An 18,331-nucleotide genomic window follows, 5' to 3' on the forward strand; every position below is an offset into this window, starting at 1 on the left:
AGGCAGGAACGCCAGGCCACAAAAAATTGAGCGCGGATAGTAGCAAAAGACCAAATCATTATTGTGGGTATAAGGGCTAAATGCCGGCTTCCCTCTTCATGGCGAAAAGGGAAGCGCAGGGGATAATCAGGCGCGGTCGACAGTAAAGGAGATAACGTCGCCGATGCTTTCAGCACCCAGCGCCAACATCACTACGCGGTCAACACCCAGCGCGACGCCTGAGCAATCTGGCAGTCCTGCCTCCAGGGCAGCCAGCAGGTTGCGATCGATCGGCTGCTGTGGCAAGCCACGAGCCGCACGCTTACGGTTATCCTGCTCAAAACGCTGTTGTTGTTCGCGCGCGTCCGTCAGTTCGTGAAAGCCGTTTGCCAGCTCTATGCCCTTGTAATAGACCTCAAAACGCTCCGCCACACGGTGATCTTCGGTGCTAATTTGCGCCAACGAGGCCTGGCTTGCCGGGAAGTGATAGATAAAGGTCGGACGATCTTTACCAATATGCGGCTCAACGCCCATGACAAAGAGCAACTGGAGCAGCGTGTCTCTGTCTTCTTCGGTATCAGCAATATTGCTCAGATCCAGCTTCGCCGCCACTTCACGCAGTTGCGTTTTATCCGCCGACAGTGGGTCGATTTCCAGGTGACGCTGGAAAGCTTGTTGATAAGAAAGGCTCTCCGCCGGCTGGCAGTCCAGCACCTGCTGCAACAGATCGTCGACTTCGTTAATCAACCGGTACATGTCATAGCATGGACGATACCACTCCAACATCGTAAATTCAGGGTTATGGTGACGCCCCATCTCTTCATTACGAAAGCTACGGCATAACTGAAACACTGGGCCGCAGCCGGCCGCCAGCAGGCGCTTCATGTGGTATTCCGGGCTGGTCATCAGATACAGGTTCAGTCCCTGAGAATGCCCCGGTCCTACGAAACGCGTTTCAAACGGGACCATATGGATATCCGTCACCGTCGCCTGACTCATGCAGGGCGTCTCCACCTCCAACACGCCGCGGTCGGTAAAGAAACGACGAATTGCCGTCATCACCGCTGCACGTTTTAACAGATTTGGAATGGACGCGCTCGGCTGCCAGGTTGCCGTTTCGCTCATGGTACTTTCTCCGATTTGAAACAAGGGCACGAAGTCTACTCGTAACTGGCAGGTGAAACAAATTTTGTGCGAATTCGCGAATCCATTACATATCGTTATATTTGTTGTTAACCGCAACGCATAAAAGAAATGAATAAACCGCCGCACAGATCGATAAAAAAATCGAACACGTCAATTTTCCCTGGTGACCCTACGGCTATACTCCTTAACCATAAAGGAGCAGTGATACATTTTCGCCAGCCCGGCGGCGAAATAAACAAAAACTGGAGGAATGTCGTGCAAACTTTTCAAGCCGATCTTGCCATAATTGGCGCTGGCGGAGCAGGTCTTCGCGCCGCAATTGCCGCCGCGCAAGCTAATCCAAATGCTAAAATCGCTCTAATTTCTAAAGTCTATCCTATGCGCAGCCACACCGTGGCCGCTGAAGGGGGTTCCGCTGCCGTCGCGCAGGATCATGATAGCTTTGAGTACCATTTTCACGACACCGTTGCCGGTGGCGACTGGTTGTGCGAACAGGATGTCGTTGACTACTTCGTCCACCAATGCCCGAAGGAAATGACCCAGCTCGAACAGTGGGGATGCCCCTGGAGCCGTCGCCCGGACGGCAGCGTCAACGTCCGACGCTTCGGCGGCATGAAAATCGAACGCACCTGGTTCGCTGCTGATAAAACCGGTTTCCATATACTGCACACCTTGTTCCAGACTTCCCTTCAGTTCCCGCAAATCCAACGCTTCGATGAACATTTCGTCCTCGATATTCTGGTCGATGATGGTCAGGCGCGTGGTTTGGTCGCGATGAATATGATGGAAGGCTCGCTGGTGCAGATCCGCGCCAACGCAGTCGTGCTGGCGACCGGTGGTGCGGGACGCGTTTATCGCTACAATACCAACGGCGGTATCGTCACTGGCGATGGTATGGGTATGGCGCTGAGCCACGGCGTACCGTTGCGTGACATGGAGTTCGTGCAATATCACCCGACCGGCCTGCCGGGTTCCGGCATCCTGATGACCGAAGGCTGTCGCGGTGAAGGCGGCATTCTGGTCAACAAGGACGGATACCGCTATCTCCAGGATTACGGTATGGGGCCGGAAACGCCGTTGGGCGAACCGAAAAACAAATACATGGAACTTGGCCCACGCGACAAAGTCTCCCAGGCTTTCTGGCACGAATGGCGTAAAGGCAACACCATTCCAACTTCGCGTGGCGATGTGGTTTATCTTGATCTGCGCCATTTGGGTGAGAAAAAGCTGCTTGAACGATTACCGTTCATTTGTGAACTGTCGAAAGCCTACGTCGGCGTCGACCCGGTGAAAGAGCCGATTCCAGTTCGCCCAACTGCACACTACACCATGGGCGGTATCGAAACCGATCAGCAATGTGAGACCCGAATCAAAGGACTGTTCGCCGTCGGCGAGTGTTCTTCTGTGGGCCTGCACGGCGCGAACCGTCTGGGCTCCAACTCGCTGGCAGAGCTGGTGGTCTTTGGCCGTATGGCAGGTGAGCAGGCCATCAAGCGCGCCGCTGAAGCCGGAGAAGCCAATAGCGCGGCGCTGGACGCGCAGGTCGTCGATATCGAAAAACGCCTGAAAGATCTTGTGAATCAGGAAGGTAACGAGAACTGGGCGAAGATCCGTGACGAAATGGGTCTGTCGATGGAGGAAGGCTGCGGCATCTACCGTACGCCAGAGCTAATGCAGAAAACCATCGATAAGCTGGCCGAACTGCAGGAACGCTTCAAGCGTGTACGCGTCACCGACACCTCCAGCGTGTTCAATACCGACCTGCTTTATACCATTGAGTTGGGTCATGGCCTGAACGTCGCTGAATGCATGGCGCACTCAGCCATCGCTCGTAAAGAGTCCCGCGGCGCGCATCAGCGTCTGGATGAAGGCTGCACCGAGCGTGACGATGTCAATTTCCTCAAACACACGCTCGCTTTTCGCGATGCCGATGGCACCACGCGCCTGGAGTATGGTGACGTAAAAATCACCACTCTACCACCAGCAAAACGTGTGTACGGTGCTGAAGCGGAAGCAGCCGAGAAGAAGGAGACGACGAATGGCTGATATGAAAAATATGAAAGTCGAAGTGGTGCGCTACAACCCGGAAGTGGACATTGCACCCCATAGCGCTTTCTATGAAGTTCCCTACGATGAGCAAACCTCGCTACTTGATGCCCTGGGCTACATCAAAGATAACCTTGCGCCTGACCTGAGCTACCGCTGGTCCTGCCGCATGGCGATTTGCGGCTCCTGCGGCATGATGGTGAACAAAGTGCCAAAGCTGGCCTGCAAAACCTTCCTGCGTGAATACACCAAAGGCATTAAGGTTGAGGCGCTGGGCAATTTCCCGGTTGAGCGCGACCTGGTAGTCGATATGACCCACTTTATTGAAAGCCTGGAAGCGATTAAGCCGTACATCATTGGTAACCCGCGCACAACTGACCAGGGGCCCAACAAGCAAACCCCGGCGCAAATGGCGAAGTATCACCAGTTCTCCGGCTGCATCAACTGCGGTCTGTGCTATGCCGCCTGCCCGCAGTTTGGTCTGAATCCAGAGTTTATCGGCCCGGCGGCGATCACCCTCGCCCATCGTTATAACGAAGACAGCCGCGACCACGGTAAAAAGGAACGTATGGCGCAGCTTAACGGCCAAAATGGCGTCTGGACATGCACCTTCGTGGGCTACTGCTCCGAAGTCTGCCCTAAACACGTCGACCCGGCGGCCGCGATACAGCAGGGTAAAGTAGAAAGCTCGAAAGACTTTCTTATCGCCACCCTGAAACCACGCTAAGGAGTGCAGTATGACGACTAAACGCAAACCCTACGTGCGGCCAATGCCGTCCACCTGGTGGAAAAAGCTGCCGTTTTATCGCTTCTATATGCTGCGTGAAGGAACAGCAGTACCCACGGTCTGGTTCAGCATTGTGCTGATTTACGGACTGTTCGCGCTGAAGCATGGCGCGGAGAGCTGGGCGGGCTATATTGGTTTTCTACAAAACCCGATAGTAGTCATCCTGAATTTGATTACGCTGGCGGCCGCATTGCTGCATACCAAAACCTGGTTTGAATTGGCGCCGAAAGCCGCCAATATTATCCTGAAGGGCGAAAAAATGGGGCCAGAGCCGGTTATCAAAGGGCTTTGGGTGGTGACCGCAGTGGTCAGCGTGGTGATTCTGTTTATCGCCCTGTTCTGGTAAGGAGACTGGCATGATTAACCCTAATCCAAAACGTTCCGATGAACCGGTATTCTGGGGACTGTTTGGCGCAGGCGGCATGTGGAGTGCGATTATCGCACCCGTAATGATACTGCTGGTCGGTATTTTACTGCCGTTGGGCCTCGCACCCGGTGACGCCTTCAGTTATGAACGCGTACTGGGCTTTGCCCACAGCTTTATTGGTCGCGCATTCATTTTCTTGATGATTGTTCTGCCGCTGTGGTGCGGACTCCACCGTATTCATCATGCGATGCATGATTTAAAAATTCACGTTCCCAACGGTAAGTGGGTATTTTACGGCCTGGCGGCGATTCTGACCGTCGTGACTCTGGTCGGTATCATATTCATTTAAAACCGAGAGTCGACTCCGCGTTCACCTCGACTCCGGCAAGCCCGGTAGCATTTTGTTACCGGGCTCTCTTCTCAAGAAAATTCTTCCGCACTTTTCCTGCCGAAATCTACACTTAGCTTAAAAGCTGGCAAGGAAAAAATTATGCGTCTGCTTCCCGTCATTGCGGTTGTTGCCGCTTCATTTCTGCTTGTTGCCTGTAGCACGCCCACGCCACCACAAGGCGTGACTGTTGTGAGCCCATTCGCCACACAGCGATATCTGGGGACCTGGTATGAGATTGCCCGCTTTGACCATAATTTTGAGCGTGGTTTAGAGAAAGTCACCGCAACTTACAGCCTGCGCGAAGACGGTGGACTGGATGTGGTTAATAAAGGATACAACCCCGATCGAGGCATATGGCAAAAAACTGATGGCGTGGCCTACTTTACCGGTGAACCCACACGCGCCGCGCTGAAGGTCTCATTTTTTGGCCCCTTCTATGGCGGCTATAACGTGATTGCGCTGGACAAGGATTACCGTTACGCGCTGGTTTGCGGCCCAGACCGCGATTATCTCTGGCTACTGGCACGCACGCCGAAAATCCCACCGGAAGTGAAACAGCAAATGCTGGATATCGCTACCCAGCAGGGCTTCGACGTGAGTAAATTGCTATGGGTCAATCAACACTATTAATGGGCGCTGATTTTCAAGCCAATAATGCCAATCACAATACACGCCAGGCTGGCAATGCGCATCGGGCTGGCGGATTCACCTAATAGCAGAATACCGGTTATCGCCGCACCAACGGCGCCAATTCCCGTCCACACCGCATAGGCTGTCCCTACGGGCAGGCTTTTCATCGCCCATGACAGCAAGGCCATGCTGACGACCATCGCAACAATGGTAATCACGCTTGGTACCAGGCGGCTAAAACCGTGGGTATATTTCAGGCCGACTGCCCACACAACTTCCAGCAGACCAGCAACAAATAACACTATCCAGGACATATGGCTCCTTGATGGGGCCGTCCCCAGATGTGAAACGCTTACGGGTCGTCCCGTAAGGTGGATGATAACTCGCTGAGATTATACACAACGAGGATGAGTCGAGAAAGAACGGTACGACCGCTGGCCGTACCGTCATGGTCTATTGCTGAGCTTTGGTTGCGGCACCTGAAATCGCGCTACCGCCTTCTGAAATGTCCTGACCCACACCGCGCGTAGTGTTGCATGCGGTCAATACAGAAGAGAGAGCCAAAACCGTAAAGAACGCTGCAATCGCTTTTTTCACCATAATGTCATCCTTATTTACCAGTTTTAGTTATCGTGCCCTATAAGCATAGACAACCTGGCCCGGGATAAAGGAAGCTCAACGTTTTTTAAGAGAAAAAGAGATTACAAGTGTGAAGCAAAGAGATTGTGGGGATATGAATAAGAATTGCCTGATGAAATCAAATTAACCAGCAGCGTGAGAAATCGCGTGCCCTAAACTCTGAATATCTTCGCCAACACCGCGAGCCGTATTGCATCCAGCCAACAGCGAGCAACCGAGAGCTAACAGTACCAACAATTTGATCGCACGGTTCATCTACCCTACCAGCTATGTCAATTCGTAGAGGGCGCAGCGTCGCGCTGCGCCAACCATCTCATCGCATGAATTACTTCACACGGGATACGTATTCGCCGGAACGAGTATCCACTTTGATGACTTCGCCAATCTGCACGAACAGCGGAACTTTAACGACTGCGCCAGTGGTCAGGGTCGCTGGTTTACCACCGGTACCTGCGGTGTCACCTTTCAGACCTGGGTCAGTTTCAACGATTTCCAGCTCAACAAAGTTTGGCGGAGTTACGGAAATAGGCTGACCGTTCCACAGGGTCACGATGCACTCGGCCTGATCCAGCAGCCATTTAGCGCTATCACCAACTGCTTTTGAGTCCGCAGCCAGCTGTTCGAAAGTAGAGTTGTTCATGAAATGATAGAACTCACCGTCGTTGTACAGATAAGTCAGGTTCATATCGACAACATCTGCACCTTCAGCAGAGTCAGTTGACTTGAAGGTTTTCTCAACGCGGGTACCAGTCAGCAGGCGGCGCAGCTTAACGCGTGCAAAAGCCTGGCCTTTCCCTGGTTTAACGAATTCACTGGCTTCAACTGCATAAGGTTCGCCGTCCATCATGATTTTAAGACCGGCACGAAAATCGTTGCTATAGTAAGTCGCCATAAGGCCCTCTGAAATTTTGTTAATTGGTAGCTAAGCCACAAAATGGCGCATATTGTAACCCTAAATACCCCATCCAGAGAAGATTGGTTAGCGCAACTTGCAGATGTTGTGACCAGTCCTGATGAACTGCTGCATCTTTTAAATGTAGACGCAGATACGAATCTATTGGCAGGACGCGATGCAAAGCGCCTGTTCGCACTACGTGTTCCACGAGCATTTATCGCCCGCATGGAACCAGGAAACCCTAACGATCCTCTTCTTCGTCAGGTACTTACCTCTCAGGATGAGTTTATTGCTGCCCCCGGATTCTCCACCGACCCGCTGGAAGAACAACACAGCGTGGTGCCTGGTCTGCTGCATAAATACAGTAACCGTGCGCTCCTGCTGGTTAAAGGCGGCTGCGCGGTAAATTGTCGCTATTGTTTCCGTCGTCATTTCCCGTATGCCGAAAATCAAGGCAATAAGCGCAACTGGCAGGCGGCACTGGAGTATATTGCGGCCCATCCAGAGCTTGATGAAATTATTTTTTCCGGCGGCGACCCGCTGATGGCGAAAGATCATGAGCTTGATTGGTTAATGACGCAGTTGGAAGCTATTTCACATATCAAGCGTCTGCGAATTCACAGTCGATTACCCATTGTCATCCCAGCACGTGTTACCGATGCGCTAGTTGCGCGTATTTCTACATCATCGTTACAGGTACTGTTGGTGAACCACATCAACCACGCCAACGAAATAGATGCAGAATTTCACACGGCTATGAAGCGGCTTCGCATAGCGGGTGTTACGTTGTTGAACCAAAGCGTACTTCTACGCGGCGTAAACGATAACGCGCAGACTCTGGCAGACCTGAGTAACGCGTTGTTTGATGTCGGAGTCATGCCTTATTACCTGCACGTTCTGGACAGAGTCCAGGGTGCAGCGCATTTTATGGTTAGCGATGATGAAGCCCGGTCGATTATACGAGAGTTACTCACCCTGGTATCCGGTTATTTGGTGCCAAAGCTAGCGCGGGAAATCGGCGGGGAGCCTAGTAAAACGCCACTAGACTTAGGTTTAAAGCAGTGCTAGTTACATTTTCTGCCGAGCATCGCCCGGCAGACTGTCAATTAATCAGTTCATATTTGATCTGATATACAGATATTTAATAAAGTTTACATAACTACCAGAAAGTGAACCCAGTGGTCTATTAGGCGTAAATATAAAAGGAAGTTATAAGCTTATTCATTAGTTATTACTTACAAAAAGAGAGCAATTATGTCAGCTGCTATCATCACCAATAGCAAAGGTAGGATCCACTTAGGTAACTTAAACGCTGCATCAACACTTTTCATTTTATCCTCCTGAGTAAGCAAATTATTAACTTTATTTCTCTCTAACGGGGGCGAAGAGGCATTATTTATTACTTGAATATTTGAAGTGTTTTCCGAGTTTTCCTCTTCCGTTCTGAAGAACGACGCGATATGCGATCCTGAAGCGAGAACAAAACCACGCTGCCTTACCGTCACTATAATATCTTGCGATAGTCCCGCCTTAAGTAACGATTTTCTTAGTAAGGATATATTTTGATAAAAGGTGTTTTGAGATACAACAACACCTCTGGTTTTCCACACCGTATCCAGAAACTCCTCTCTGGATATAATTTTCCCATTACTTTCCAATAAAAGCTGGAGACAGCGTGCAGTAGGCGCGTTTAAGCTCACACCTTCGCCGTTCTCGCCCAGAGGTTGTAGTTCGTTTACATTTACATTAAAAATAACTTCATTATTAATGATATATTCATTGAATATCATAGTCCCTTTCCGCCCTCATTAACTATGTGAAATAACGATGAATTAAATTCAATTTCATCTTTAGAAATCAGGATACATCCCTATAAACCAACCAGATTAGATAATTTCAAGTATAAATTAACAACTCCAGACCTGGAGCAAAGATAAGGTTATCATGATATTTGAACTGAATGGAAGACCAATTTTACCACTATCCATTTCATCCATAGCTATTATTATCAACGTAATCATCATGTGAATTTACCACCTTCAAAAAACAAACTTTAAATTCAAACAAAATTCACATGCACTTTATCGTTCTTCGACTTAGATTTGTCGTCGCTCCTGCCCATTAGGCTCTATGCATACGGATGCACAACAGCAACGGCAGGGGAAAGAAAACGATAGAGCTCAGGCATAGATAGCGGGATGTTAGTTATTACCAATACCACTAATTAACAACCGAGCCGGGTATCTATTCAGGACTTTAGTATCTATAAATGGATTAAATAAATGAAAAAAACAATCGTAGCTGTAATGGTCGCTGCTTCTGCAGTTCTGAGCGCTCAGGCTTTCGCGGCAGGGAACAGTTCTCAACTAACAATTCTGGGCAACGTCACTGATACCGGTGAATCCTGTAACGTTACTCCATCAGCACTGATCCAAGGTGGTTCTTTAACTCTGGATGATGTTCAAGCCTCTATCCTGGAAGGCCAGGCCGTAAACTCTCCGTATATGGCTCTTGCAAAAGATATTGAGTACAAAATTGAAGACTGCCAGAAAGGCGCGACTGATTACACCGGAAACCTGAACATTACCGTTACTGGTGACTACATCAGCGGCCAGGATAACGTTCTGACTAACACTGCTGTAAACCCGGCAACCAACGCAGCGGTGACCGTTGTTAACACCGATGGTTCACGTGTAAGCTTCACCGGTACCACACCTAAAGTTGTTGCTTATACCGCGGGCACCCCGTCTTATATGCGTTACAAAGCTGCATACGTTAAAACTGCTGCTGGCGTTACCGATGGCGCAGTTAAAGGTGTAGCTACCTTTACCATCAGCTACTAATACTCAATAGGGCTTGCCTCAGGCAAGCCCTATTTTTATTCAGGGAATGAATTATGTTGAAGTCATTATTAAAAATAGTGGCAGTTTTTTCGTTTTCAGTAAGCTTTGCCGCCTATAGCGGTGTGGTTGTTGACTCCACACGACATCTTTATAAAGAGGGAGCGCGTGAAATTAACGCTAACCTGGAAAATAAAGATAATATCCCTTATTTAATCAAATCGTGGGTTGAGCCTCGTGAAGGTAGCCAAACGTCTTTTTTTATGGTGACCCCTCCTCTTTTTCGCCTGGAAGCAAAACAGAAAAATACTGTACGTATATTTCCTAATGCGAACATAACTAGCGCACCCAAAGACAGGGAAACCGTTTATTATTTCAACGTAATGTCGATCCCACCGACCAGTGATGCAGACTCGGATAAAAACAAAATCCAATTGGCTGTACGTCATAGAATGCGCCTTATCTACCGCCCAAAATCCTTACAAGATCTTTCGATCAACCAGGAAGCCAAGAAATTAGAATGGCGTAAAAGCGGTAATAAAATCACGCTAAAAAACACAACACCATTTTTTATCTATTTTAAGTCAATCAAAATCAATAATACAGAAGTGAGTGGTTCCATTAACAATATCGATGCATTCGCCACCAAAGAATTTACATTACCAGCGGGTGTAAATGGCTCAGAAATAGTATGGAAAGTCGCAACTGACAACGGAGGCATGGGTTCTGCCTATTCGTCATCAATATAATTTTTGTTCTTTTTTGACCGACCAGGGTGAAAAGTATGTCTATTTTAATAAAAAAAAGGGATGGTGTTCTTTCTGGTGTGTCCCACCCATTTTTCGTTCTTGTTCCTGCGTTAGCCCTCGGTTTTTGTAACAATGCCCTGGCGCGTGATTTTTTTGATCCTGATTTTATTAAATCAGTCGGTCAAAGCGATCCTTCCTCAATACCGGACTTATCGCTGTACGCAACGAAAGATGCGCAGGCTCCGGGAGAGTATCGCATTGATGTCGTTTTAAATAATAATCTGCAGGAAACAACAGATATTCGGTTTGTCGAAAAAAAAGATCCGACTACAGGCGAGCTGAAACTAGTTCCCTGCCTGAGTATCGCTAAACTAACCAGCTATGGTTTGCGTTCAGAGGCGTTCCCTCACTTAAAAGAAGATGCTAACGGATGTGCTGACACCAGTGGGATACCTAACTTCACGACAGATTTTAACTTCAATACTCAGCAGTTACTGATATCCATACCGCAGGCTGCGCTATCTACTATTGCTCAAGGGTTAGTCCCACCTGAAGAATTTGATGATGGAATTAACGCACTGCTGACTAATTACCAGTTCAGCTCAGGGAAGGATTATGAGGCGAATAATGAATACTATAACCTCAATTTACAATCTGGCCTGAATATTGGGCCATGGCGCCTACGTAATCTAAGTACCTGGAATAAATCGGCTGGTATTCAGAGCGATTGGGATTCTGTGTATCTTTATGCTCAACGGAGCATCATTCCGCTAAAAAGTACCCTGGTAATGGGGGAAAGCAGTTCACTATCAAGTATTTTTGATAGCGTCCCGTTTACCGGTATTCAGCTTGCTACCGATACTGACATGATTCCAGAAAGCCTGCGCGGCTTCGCACCTATCGTTCGTGGTATTGCCCGAACTAACGCCCGCGTTGTTATCAAACAGAACGGTTACCAGATCTATCAAGCCTTTGTCGCTCCTGGTGCCTTTGAGATTACCGATCTCTACTCAACCGGCGGTAACGGTGACCTCTATGTTACTGTGGAAGAAGCCGACGGTTCCCGGCAAAACTTCATTGTACCTTACGCCTCTCTGCCATTAATGCTCAGAGAAGGCCAAATGGAATACGAAATCACCAGCGGTAAATATCGCCCCTATGATGGCGATATTGATGAGAAACCATTTACTCAGGCGACCATAAGCTATGGCGTCTTGAGTAATACTACTATTTACACGGGTATGCAGGCCGCCTCCAACTATCAGGCACTGGCATTCGGCGTTGGGCAAAACCTGGGCGACATCGGTGCGGTTTCAGCCGACGTCACCGAAGCCTGGTCGAAAAAGAAAGACCTGGATAAAACGTCGGGTCAGTCCTGGCGTATCCGCTATGGTAAAAATATTCTTGAAACGGGTACGAATATCACCGTCGCGGGCTATCGCTATTCAACATCTGGCTATAACACGCTTACCGATGTAATGAATACTTATAATAATCGCTACGGCAGTTATACTTCTCGTTCTTTACGTAATAGAACTAATATTACCGTAAATCAAAGCTTGGGTTCAGGGCTCGGAAGTCTGTCCGTCTCCGGTATATTTGAAGACTACTGGGACAGCAATCGCCGTAACAATTCATTAAATATTGGCTATAACGGCGGGTTCCGTCGCTTTAACTATTATGCAGGCTATAGCTACAGTCGCTATTCCTGGGGTAGTAATGGCACAAGCCGCACCGTCGAAGACGACCATGTCGTTTCATTTAACATCACAGTGCCATTAGGCGACTGGATACCGAATACCTACGCAACGTATAACGTCACCAACAGCAGCCCAGGTTCTACCGACCAATATGTCTCTTTAAGCGGTGTAGCGCTGGAAAACCATAATCTGGACTGGAACGTACAGCAGGGTTATAGCAATCGGGAAGATGCCAGCGGTGGTGTATACAGTAACTACCGCGGCTCAATGGGTTCAGTGAATGGTGGCTACAGCTATAGCAAACATAGCCAGCTCATTAACTATGGTATGAGTGGTGGAGTCCTGGTTCACGCTGATGGTATTACACTGGGACAAGAAATGTCTGAAACTGCCGTCCTGGTTAAAGCGCCGGGCCTAAATAACGTTCGCCTCGAAAATGACGCGACGATTGAAACAGATTATCGCGGTTACGCCATTATTCCTTACGTGACGCCATACCATCGTACCAGCGTGGCATTAGATAACACCACTTTGAGCGATAATATGGAACTGCCGAATACCACGCAGAAAGTGGTGCCAACTCGTGCCGCAATCGTACGGGCAAATTTTGAAGGCAATATTGGTCGCCGTGCGTTCCTGATCCTGAAAAGATCATCGGGTGAGAATGTGCCTTATGGTGCGACGGTTACCTTAACCACAGATAAAAATGCTCAGGCCAGCATCGTATCCGACGGCGGCATGGTTTATATGTCCGGCCTGAAAGATAGTGGTGAAGTTTATGCCCAGTGGGGATCAAAAACCGGCCAACAGTGTAAGGCAACTTATAGTTTACCTGCGTCAAATGAAGGCATAGCGCAGGCTAATGCTGTTTGCCGTTAACAGGAATAATACATACTATGAAAAAATTAATTATTTCACTTGGTTTATTATGTATAAGCTTTCAGGCCACAGCGACATGTTCTTATGATGGTACAACAGGTGCCATCACCGTTAGTTTTGGAACCCCCTCCGTCCTGGCTGATTCAACATTACCCGATGGTACGATATTGGCTACCGCAGTTCGTGGCAATGTTAATCCAAAGATTTATTCAAAATGTAGCGTAAGTGATGTCTATGTTATAAGAACAACACCTGCAGTTAATGAATCAAATGTAAAGAAAATTAATGGCCAAACAGTCTATGAAACAGGTATTCCTGGTATCGGCTTCCAGATATCTGATATAACAAAGCCTAAAGGGCGCTTTATCCCATCAGAAATTAATCAGGCGGAACAAGCAACTCAACGATACTTTTCATCATCAGATATATCAAAGCAGGTTATGGTCTGGTTAGTTAAAACAGGACCTATAACGCAACAAAAACTTGACAGCTATATTACTGTTTACTATATGGCAGGTACTCCTGTACAAACAAGTACAGGGAGTAATAATTCGTCCGCATTATATAGGATAAATATTGACCTCACAAATATTAAATTTAAAGAAACAACATGTGAAATTTCCCCAAGGAATGGAAGTACGGTAAGATTACAAAACATCGATTTATCTGAACTCACTTCCATTTCCATCGGCGCTGCAGCCGGAAAACCAAAAAACTTTACACTAGACATAAGCTGTCCAACATCTGAAGTGAATAAGAATTTTATTTACTGGTTCAACCCAATATCAATGAACTCACCTTCAGCAGATGGTGTATTACTAAATGCTCTTCCTGGTGGTGCTACTAATATAGGCTTTATTCTTAAGAAGGATTCTACTGCTATAAAATTTAGTGACCTTAGTTATTCGTTCACCACAGTAAAGAGTCAGAGTTTAACCTTCAATGCTGATTACTACAAAATTGCCAACCCTGTAACATTAGGTACGGCGGGAACAGGGGAAGTAAAAGCAGATTTTGAAATTGTTCTCCAGGAAAAATAAAGGTTAAACATTCTAAAGCTAAAACCTCATCAACTAATCTTTCATGAGGTTTTTATCACGATAGTTACACTGATAGCACGAAATTATATATCTATTTTCAACCACAAATTAAACATGAACTAAACATGAACTAAGTTCGATTACTAACTGAACCACTAAAATTCAACATAAATAAAAACAAAAAGCATTGTATTTTTATTTTTTACGGCCAGAATCTGCTCTAGAAAAATCGCAGATGTTCTCATCTGATGAGCGATTTTTCTGAATACTGGAAGCATCCAAGTTATCACTTTGATGTTAATCAGTAATAATGGATTATTTTAATTAAGGAAAAAAAATGAAAGAATTGACAATCGTAGAAATGAATGATGTATCAGGTGCCGGTATAGAAGCCATGCTTAAGGGCACCCAAGGAATTATTGAAGGTGCTTTTGATGCAGTTGTTGGTGGAGTGTTACTTGCTCTTGGTACGTCTGCAGCGGGTGGTTTGCAAGGGGGAGTCACTGGTAATGGTTCTGGTGGCGGTATACTTGGCTTCGGTGTTATTACTACCGGCATTGGCTCTATTTGGGGAGCAATCCAGGGTGCCGTAACGGGTGCTATCTGGGGAGCATATATTGGTGCTGATAAATCGATGGAACTAATCAATAAAGGTATGGATAGTTGGTTTGCTGGTACAATTGGTGGCTGGACCCCTAACTGATTAATATTTTTTTAATATAAAGATACACTTGCAGGGTTAGATAACGCTGCAAGTGTTATTTATTAAAGTGTAACATCAACCTCATAAATATATTATATTAATTTTTATGAGACATTACTAAAAGTGATTTCTGATGCCAAATAGTCTTTATCGCAAGGAAGCAATTGAACATAAAAAAAATCACTGGAAAGGAAAAGCATTATTGTTAGCAGGAATGCCCGCATGGCTTATTCTTACCATTTCATTAATATTTTTATGTTTACTCATCATTACAATCACGTACTGCAAGTATACACAACGTATTGACGTACGCGGTGAAATTATTACACTGCCCCACTCTATTAATGTCTTTGCACCTCAGCAAGGTTTTGTTGTAAAAAAACACGTGGACATTGGTGATATTGTGGTAAAGGGAACACCACTCTACGAGCTTGATGTATCTCGCTCGACTATCAACGGTAATGTCACCGACACAATGAGTGCCGTTATTACAGAAAAAATCTCCAACGCTGAAGAGATCATAGAAAAAACACGAACAAATAAAGAGGAAACTCTAACCGCCTTGAATATTCAGGTTAATCAATATTCTAACTCATTGAGTGAAACAAATAAAATGTTGATCAATGCTGATACAGGCCTGAAAAAAATGAAAGATAATCTCTCCAGCTATGATCAATACCTCAGGCAAGGTTTAATTACTAAAGATCAGTACAACTATCAACACTCACTCTACTTTCAACAACAAAGTACATATCAGTCACTGATTAGTCAAAGAATGCAACTAGAGTCTCAATTAACACAACTTAAGAGTGATATTGTGACTAAAGCTTCTGATTTTGACAATCAAATTTCAAATCAAAAAAACCAAATTAATGATTATAAAAATCAGCGTGTAGAATCAAACGCCAATGGTAATCTGGTAATTAAAGCCACATCTGATGGTAAAATTGAGTCAGTCGCAGTGACAGCCGGGAAAATGGTGGACAAAGGAAGCAGCCTTGCTCAAATAAAACCAACCGGTAATGTTGAGTACTATTTGATACTGTGGCTTCCCAATAATAGCATTCCCTATATTAACCCTGGTGATACGGTAAACATCCGCTATGACGCATTTCCGTCAGACAAGTTTGGTCAATTTCCTGGTAAAGTATTATCTATCTCTTCAGTGCCTGCTTCACGGCAGGAAATGTCTGAATATACAAATGTCGTTACAAATCCGAATCAACAGGAGCTTGCTCTATATAAGGCCATCGTTAAAATTGAAAACTCTAAATTCTTTTATAAGAATAAAACCCTTGAATTATCTAATGGCCTAAAAGCACAGGCAATTGTTTTTCTCGAGGAACGGCCTCTATACATGTGGATGTTTACACCATTATACAAGATCACCCAGAGCGTAAGTGGGCCAATAAATGACTGAATCATTATTTAAATCCATCATAGAAAAAATTAATTTCTCACTTAGAAAAAAAATCCCTGTCATTCTACAATCAGAAGCTGCTGAATGTGGGATTGCATGTCTGGCGATGATCTCTGGATTTCATGGGCTCAATATCGATCTGTTTAACTTCCGGCAACGCTATGGCAGTCCTGCACAGGGCGTAACGCTGTTGTCGCTAAGTAAAACGGCCGAACGTGCTGGTTTAAAAAGCCGAGCATTATCGTTAGATATTGATGAAATAAACCAGCTTAAACTCCCTTGTATCATTCACTGGGGAATGAATCATTATGTCGTTCTAACCAAAGTTCGCAAATCCAGTTTTATTGTACACGATCCAGCTCTCGGTAAACGCATTATTGGTATGCAGGAGATGTCCAATTACTTTACCGGGATTGCTCTTGAACTTTGGCCAGACCAAAATTTCCAGCAGGAAAAGGCAAAGTCACGTCTACGTTTACTTGATTTAATGCGTAATATTGTAGGCTTGAAAAGCACACTACTAAAAATCTTTGCCTTCTCCGTAGTCATTGAAGCCATTGGTTTATTACTCCCTGTTGGCACACAAATGGTAACAGATCATGTAATCATGGCTCACGATCAAAGTCTACTTGCTGTTATATGTATTGGTTTAGTATCTTTCACCTTATTCCGTACATTTATCAGCATGCTTCGCGCATGGATTTCTTTAACATTAAATACATTAACAAATATACAATGGAAAACGACACTTTTTGATCATTTAGCCAGTCTTCCATTATCATTTTTTGAGAAACGTCATTTAGGTGATATTCAATCCCGTTTTTCTTCTCTGGATGTTATTCGTTCAACTTTCACCAATAGCATTGTTACCGGAATTATCGATACTATAATGACCATCGGTCTTCTAATCATGCTAACCTTATATGGTGGATGGCTTGTCTGGGTCGTTGTCGGCTTTACATTATGTTATGCTATTATGCGTTTAGCCACATATAGATTCTATCGCCGGGTTTCAGAAGAACAGGTTATTAAAGGTGCACGTTCCAGTTCGCATTTTATGGAATCATTATATGGGATTGCAACAATTAAGGCTCTCAATTTAAAAGAGAGACGTTCACAACATTGGTTAAATCTAAATATTGATGCCTGTAATGCAGGAATTAAACAAACACGTTTTGATATGATGTTCAGTGGTATTAATACATTTATTTCTTCAATTGACCAAGTTGTAATTTTGTGGTTAGGGGCATTAGCAGTAATTGATAATAATATGACTCTAGGGATGTTTATGGCATTCAACGCCTACCGAGGACAATTTTCTCAGCGAGCATCCAGCTTGATCGATCTATTTATGCAACTACGTATACTATCTCTACATAATGAAAGACTTTCTGAGATTGTTTTTAGCGAGCCTGAGAGTGAGATGCCTTCTCGTCGCGTATTTGAGGAAGATAAGGGAGTTAAACTAGAAGTTAAGAATTTAAGCTATCAGTATGATCCCTTTACTCAACCTGTATTTTCCAACCTAAGTATTTTTGTTGAACCAGGTGAGTCAGTTGCCCTTGTCGGTCCATCCGGTGTGGGAAAGACTACTTTACTGAAAGTTATGTGTGGCCTGCTTTCACCAACCAGTGGAGATGTCTTTGCTGATAATCTGGATATCAATAAAATTGGATTAAATAACTATCGCCTCAGTACTGCATGTGTTTTACAGGAGGATCGTTTATTCTCTGGCTCTATTTTGGAAAATATTAGTGGATTTGAAGACAATGCAGATGAAGAGTTCATAATTCAATGTGCCAAAAATAGTAATATTCATGACGAGATCATGAAAATGCCTATGGGTTATGAAACGCTGATCGGTGAACTAGGGACAGGAATATCTGGCGGACAAAAACAACGTTTATTAATCGCAAGAGCTCTCTATCGCAAACCAGGGATACTGTTTATGGATGAAGCTACCAGCCACCTTGATTTGAACAATGAGGCGAGCATTAATAATGCAATATCAAACTTAAGTATTACACGCATTATAGTTGCACATAGACCTTCAACGATTGCGTCAGCAGACCGCGTAATTGACTTATCCAGCTATAATTCAATGTCACTACCTTGCTAAA

The 18,331-nt window shown here is 45.6% G+C and carries 19 protein-coding genes; 13 read left to right on the top strand and 6 right to left on the bottom strand.

Annotated elements, in window-relative coordinates:
- Positions 1-126: 126 nt before the first annotated feature.
- Positions 127-1,104: an elongation factor P--(R)-beta-lysine ligase gene (epmA, locus tag AC07P6_RS27820; RefSeq protein WP_142514463.1), complete on the bottom strand. Its 978-nt coding sequence runs from the start codon at positions 1,102-1,104 to the stop codon at positions 127-129.
- Positions 1,105-1,380: 276 nt separating this feature from the next.
- On the opposite strand from epmA, the gene frdA reads away from it, so the two are divergent.
- The 5 genes from frdA (at position 1,381) to AC07P6_RS27845 (ending at position 5,346) form a co-directional block, all read left to right on the top strand.
- Positions 1,381-3,171, top strand: coding sequence for a fumarate reductase (quinol) flavoprotein subunit (gene frdA / locus AC07P6_RS27825; RefSeq protein ID WP_478315155.1), 1,791 nt, complete (start codon positions 1,381-1,383; stop codon positions 3,169-3,171).
- Positions 3,164-3,898: a succinate dehydrogenase/fumarate reductase iron-sulfur subunit gene (locus tag AC07P6_RS27830; RefSeq protein ID WP_181483938.1), complete on the top strand. Its 735-nt coding sequence runs from the start codon at positions 3,164-3,166 to the stop codon at positions 3,896-3,898. The genes frdA and AC07P6_RS27830 overlap by 8 nt, the downstream gene beginning before the upstream one ends.
- A gap of 10 nt (positions 3,899-3,908) precedes the next feature.
- Complete coding sequence (gene frdC / locus AC07P6_RS27835; RefSeq protein WP_112216222.1) at positions 3,909-4,304, top strand: fumarate reductase subunit FrdC; 396 nt, start codon at positions 3,909-3,911, stop codon at positions 4,302-4,304.
- Between the two features lie 10 nt (positions 4,305-4,314).
- Positions 4,315-4,674, top strand: coding sequence for a fumarate reductase subunit FrdD (gene frdD / locus AC07P6_RS27840; protein WP_182235716.1), 360 nt, complete (start codon positions 4,315-4,317; stop codon positions 4,672-4,674).
- Positions 4,675-4,815: 141 nt separating this feature from the next.
- The gene (locus tag AC07P6_RS27845) at positions 4,816-5,346 is read left to right on the top strand and encodes a lipocalin family protein (protein WP_274586802.1); all 531 of its coding nucleotides are present in this window, start codon (positions 4,816-4,818) and stop codon (positions 5,344-5,346) included.
- Here the strand turns inward: AC07P6_RS27845 and sugE are convergent.
- From sugE to efp, 4 genes are all read right to left on the bottom strand, one after another.
- Positions 5,343-5,660: a quaternary ammonium compound efflux SMR transporter SugE gene (gene sugE, locus AC07P6_RS27850; protein WP_434660517.1), complete on the bottom strand. Its 318-nt coding sequence runs from the start codon at positions 5,658-5,660 to the stop codon at positions 5,343-5,345. The genes AC07P6_RS27845 and sugE overlap by 4 nt on opposite strands.
- 139 nt (positions 5,661-5,799) lie before the next feature.
- Positions 5,800-5,946 (bottom strand): lipoprotein toxin entericidin B, encoded by a 147-nt coding sequence (gene ecnB / locus AC07P6_RS27855; protein WP_004097935.1) that lies wholly within the window; start codon positions 5,944-5,946, stop codon positions 5,800-5,802.
- 162 nt (positions 5,947-6,108) lie between these two features.
- Positions 6,109-6,240, bottom strand: coding sequence for an entericidin A/B family lipoprotein (locus AC07P6_RS27860; protein WP_434660519.1), 132 nt, complete (start codon positions 6,238-6,240; stop codon positions 6,109-6,111).
- Positions 6,241-6,310: 70 nt separating this feature from the next.
- Entirely contained in the window at positions 6,311-6,877 is a 567-nt protein-coding gene (gene efp / locus AC07P6_RS27865; RefSeq protein ID WP_110274494.1) for an elongation factor P, read from the bottom strand.
- Between the two features lie 42 nt (positions 6,878-6,919).
- Here efp and epmB point away from each other — a divergent pair, with 42 nt between their 5' ends.
- Complete coding sequence (epmB, locus tag AC07P6_RS27870; protein WP_478315156.1) at positions 6,920-7,948, top strand: EF-P beta-lysylation protein EpmB; 1,029 nt, start codon at positions 6,920-6,922, stop codon at positions 7,946-7,948.
- 167 nt (positions 7,949-8,115) lie between these two features.
- On the opposite strand, the gene AC07P6_RS27875 is transcribed toward epmB, so the two are convergent.
- Positions 8,116-8,670: a winged helix-turn-helix domain-containing protein gene (locus AC07P6_RS27875; RefSeq protein ID WP_478315157.1), complete on the bottom strand. Its 555-nt coding sequence runs from the start codon at positions 8,668-8,670 to the stop codon at positions 8,116-8,118.
- Between the two features lie 492 nt (positions 8,671-9,162).
- On the opposite strand from AC07P6_RS27875, the gene AC07P6_RS27880 reads away from it, so the two are divergent.
- The 7 genes from AC07P6_RS27880 to AC07P6_RS27910 all read left to right on the top strand — a co-directional run bounded on the left by AC07P6_RS27880 (position 9,163) and on the right by AC07P6_RS27910 (position 18,330).
- The gene (locus AC07P6_RS27880; RefSeq protein ID WP_478315158.1) at positions 9,163-9,723 is read left to right on the top strand and encodes a fimbrial protein; all 561 of its coding nucleotides are present in this window, start codon (positions 9,163-9,165) and stop codon (positions 9,721-9,723) included.
- Between the two features lie 53 nt (positions 9,724-9,776).
- On the top strand, positions 9,777-10,469 hold the full coding sequence (locus tag AC07P6_RS27885; protein ID WP_478315159.1) for a fimbrial biogenesis chaperone: 693 nt from the start codon (positions 9,777-9,779) through the stop codon (positions 10,467-10,469).
- 35 nt (positions 10,470-10,504) lie between these two features.
- Entirely contained in the window at positions 10,505-13,048 is a 2,544-nt protein-coding gene (locus AC07P6_RS27890) for a fimbria/pilus outer membrane usher protein (RefSeq protein ID WP_478315160.1), read from the top strand.
- A gap of 17 nt (positions 13,049-13,065) precedes the next feature.
- Positions 13,066-14,088, top strand: coding sequence for a fimbrial protein (locus AC07P6_RS27895; protein WP_478315161.1), 1,023 nt, complete (start codon positions 13,066-13,068; stop codon positions 14,086-14,088).
- Between the two features lie 337 nt (positions 14,089-14,425).
- Positions 14,426-14,791 carry a hypothetical protein gene (locus AC07P6_RS27900; protein WP_478315162.1) on the top strand — a complete coding sequence of 122 codons (366 nt, stop codon included), beginning with the start codon at positions 14,426-14,428 and terminating at the stop codon, positions 14,789-14,791.
- A 133-nt stretch (positions 14,792-14,924) separates the two neighbouring features.
- Complete coding sequence (locus AC07P6_RS27905; protein WP_478315163.1) at positions 14,925-16,211, top strand: HlyD family secretion protein; 1,287 nt, start codon at positions 14,925-14,927, stop codon at positions 16,209-16,211.
- Positions 16,204-18,330 carry a peptidase domain-containing ABC transporter gene (locus AC07P6_RS27910; protein WP_478315164.1) on the top strand — a complete coding sequence of 709 codons (2,127 nt, stop codon included), beginning with the start codon at positions 16,204-16,206 and terminating at the stop codon, positions 18,328-18,330. The genes AC07P6_RS27905 and AC07P6_RS27910 overlap by 8 nt, the downstream gene beginning before the upstream one ends.
- Position 18,331 lies beyond the last annotated feature (1 nt).

Source organism: Klebsiella sp. GFKo11 (assembly GCF_056490265.1).

Coding starts and splice junctions, on each gene's coding strand:
- epmA (WP_142514463.1), bottom strand. CDS start 1,104: ATGAGCGAAACGGCAACCTGGCAGCCGAGCGCGTCCATTCCAAATCTG.
- AC07P6_RS27830 (WP_181483938.1), top strand. CDS start 3,164: ATGGCTGATATGAAAAATATGAAAGTCGAAGTGGTGCGCTACAACCCG.
- frdC (WP_112216222.1), top strand. CDS start 3,909: ATGACGACTAAACGCAAACCCTACGTGCGGCCAATGCCGTCCACCTGG.
- frdD (WP_182235716.1), top strand. CDS start 4,315: ATGATTAACCCTAATCCAAAACGTTCCGATGAACCGGTATTCTGGGGA.
- AC07P6_RS27845 (WP_274586802.1), top strand. CDS start 4,816: ATGCGTCTGCTTCCCGTCATTGCGGTTGTTGCCGCTTCATTTCTGCTT.
- sugE (WP_434660517.1), bottom strand. CDS start 5,660: ATGTCCTGGATAGTGTTATTTGTTGCTGGTCTGCTGGAAGTTGTGTGG.
- ecnB (WP_004097935.1), bottom strand. CDS start 5,946: ATGGTGAAAAAAGCGATTGCAGCGTTCTTTACGGTTTTGGCTCTCTCT.
- AC07P6_RS27860 (WP_434660519.1), bottom strand. CDS start 6,240: ATGAACCGTGCGATCAAATTGTTGGTACTGTTAGCTCTCGGTTGCTCG.
- efp (WP_110274494.1), bottom strand. CDS start 6,877: ATGGCGACTTACTATAGCAACGATTTTCGTGCCGGTCTTAAAATCATG.
- epmB (WP_478315156.1), top strand. CDS start 6,920: ATGGCGCATATTGTAACCCTAAATACCCCATCCAGAGAAGATTGGTTA.
- AC07P6_RS27875 (WP_478315157.1), bottom strand. CDS start 8,670: ATGATATTCAATGAATATATCATTAATAATGAAGTTATTTTTAATGTA.
- AC07P6_RS27880 (WP_478315158.1), top strand. CDS start 9,163: ATGAAAAAAACAATCGTAGCTGTAATGGTCGCTGCTTCTGCAGTTCTG.
- AC07P6_RS27885 (WP_478315159.1), top strand. CDS start 9,777: ATGTTGAAGTCATTATTAAAAATAGTGGCAGTTTTTTCGTTTTCAGTA.
- AC07P6_RS27890 (WP_478315160.1), top strand. CDS start 10,505: ATGTCTATTTTAATAAAAAAAAGGGATGGTGTTCTTTCTGGTGTGTCC.
- AC07P6_RS27895 (WP_478315161.1), top strand. CDS start 13,066: ATGAAAAAATTAATTATTTCACTTGGTTTATTATGTATAAGCTTTCAG.
- AC07P6_RS27900 (WP_478315162.1), top strand. CDS start 14,426: ATGAAAGAATTGACAATCGTAGAAATGAATGATGTATCAGGTGCCGGT.
- AC07P6_RS27905 (WP_478315163.1), top strand. CDS start 14,925: ATGCCAAATAGTCTTTATCGCAAGGAAGCAATTGAACATAAAAAAAAT.
- AC07P6_RS27910 (WP_478315164.1), top strand. CDS start 16,204: ATGACTGAATCATTATTTAAATCCATCATAGAAAAAATTAATTTCTCA.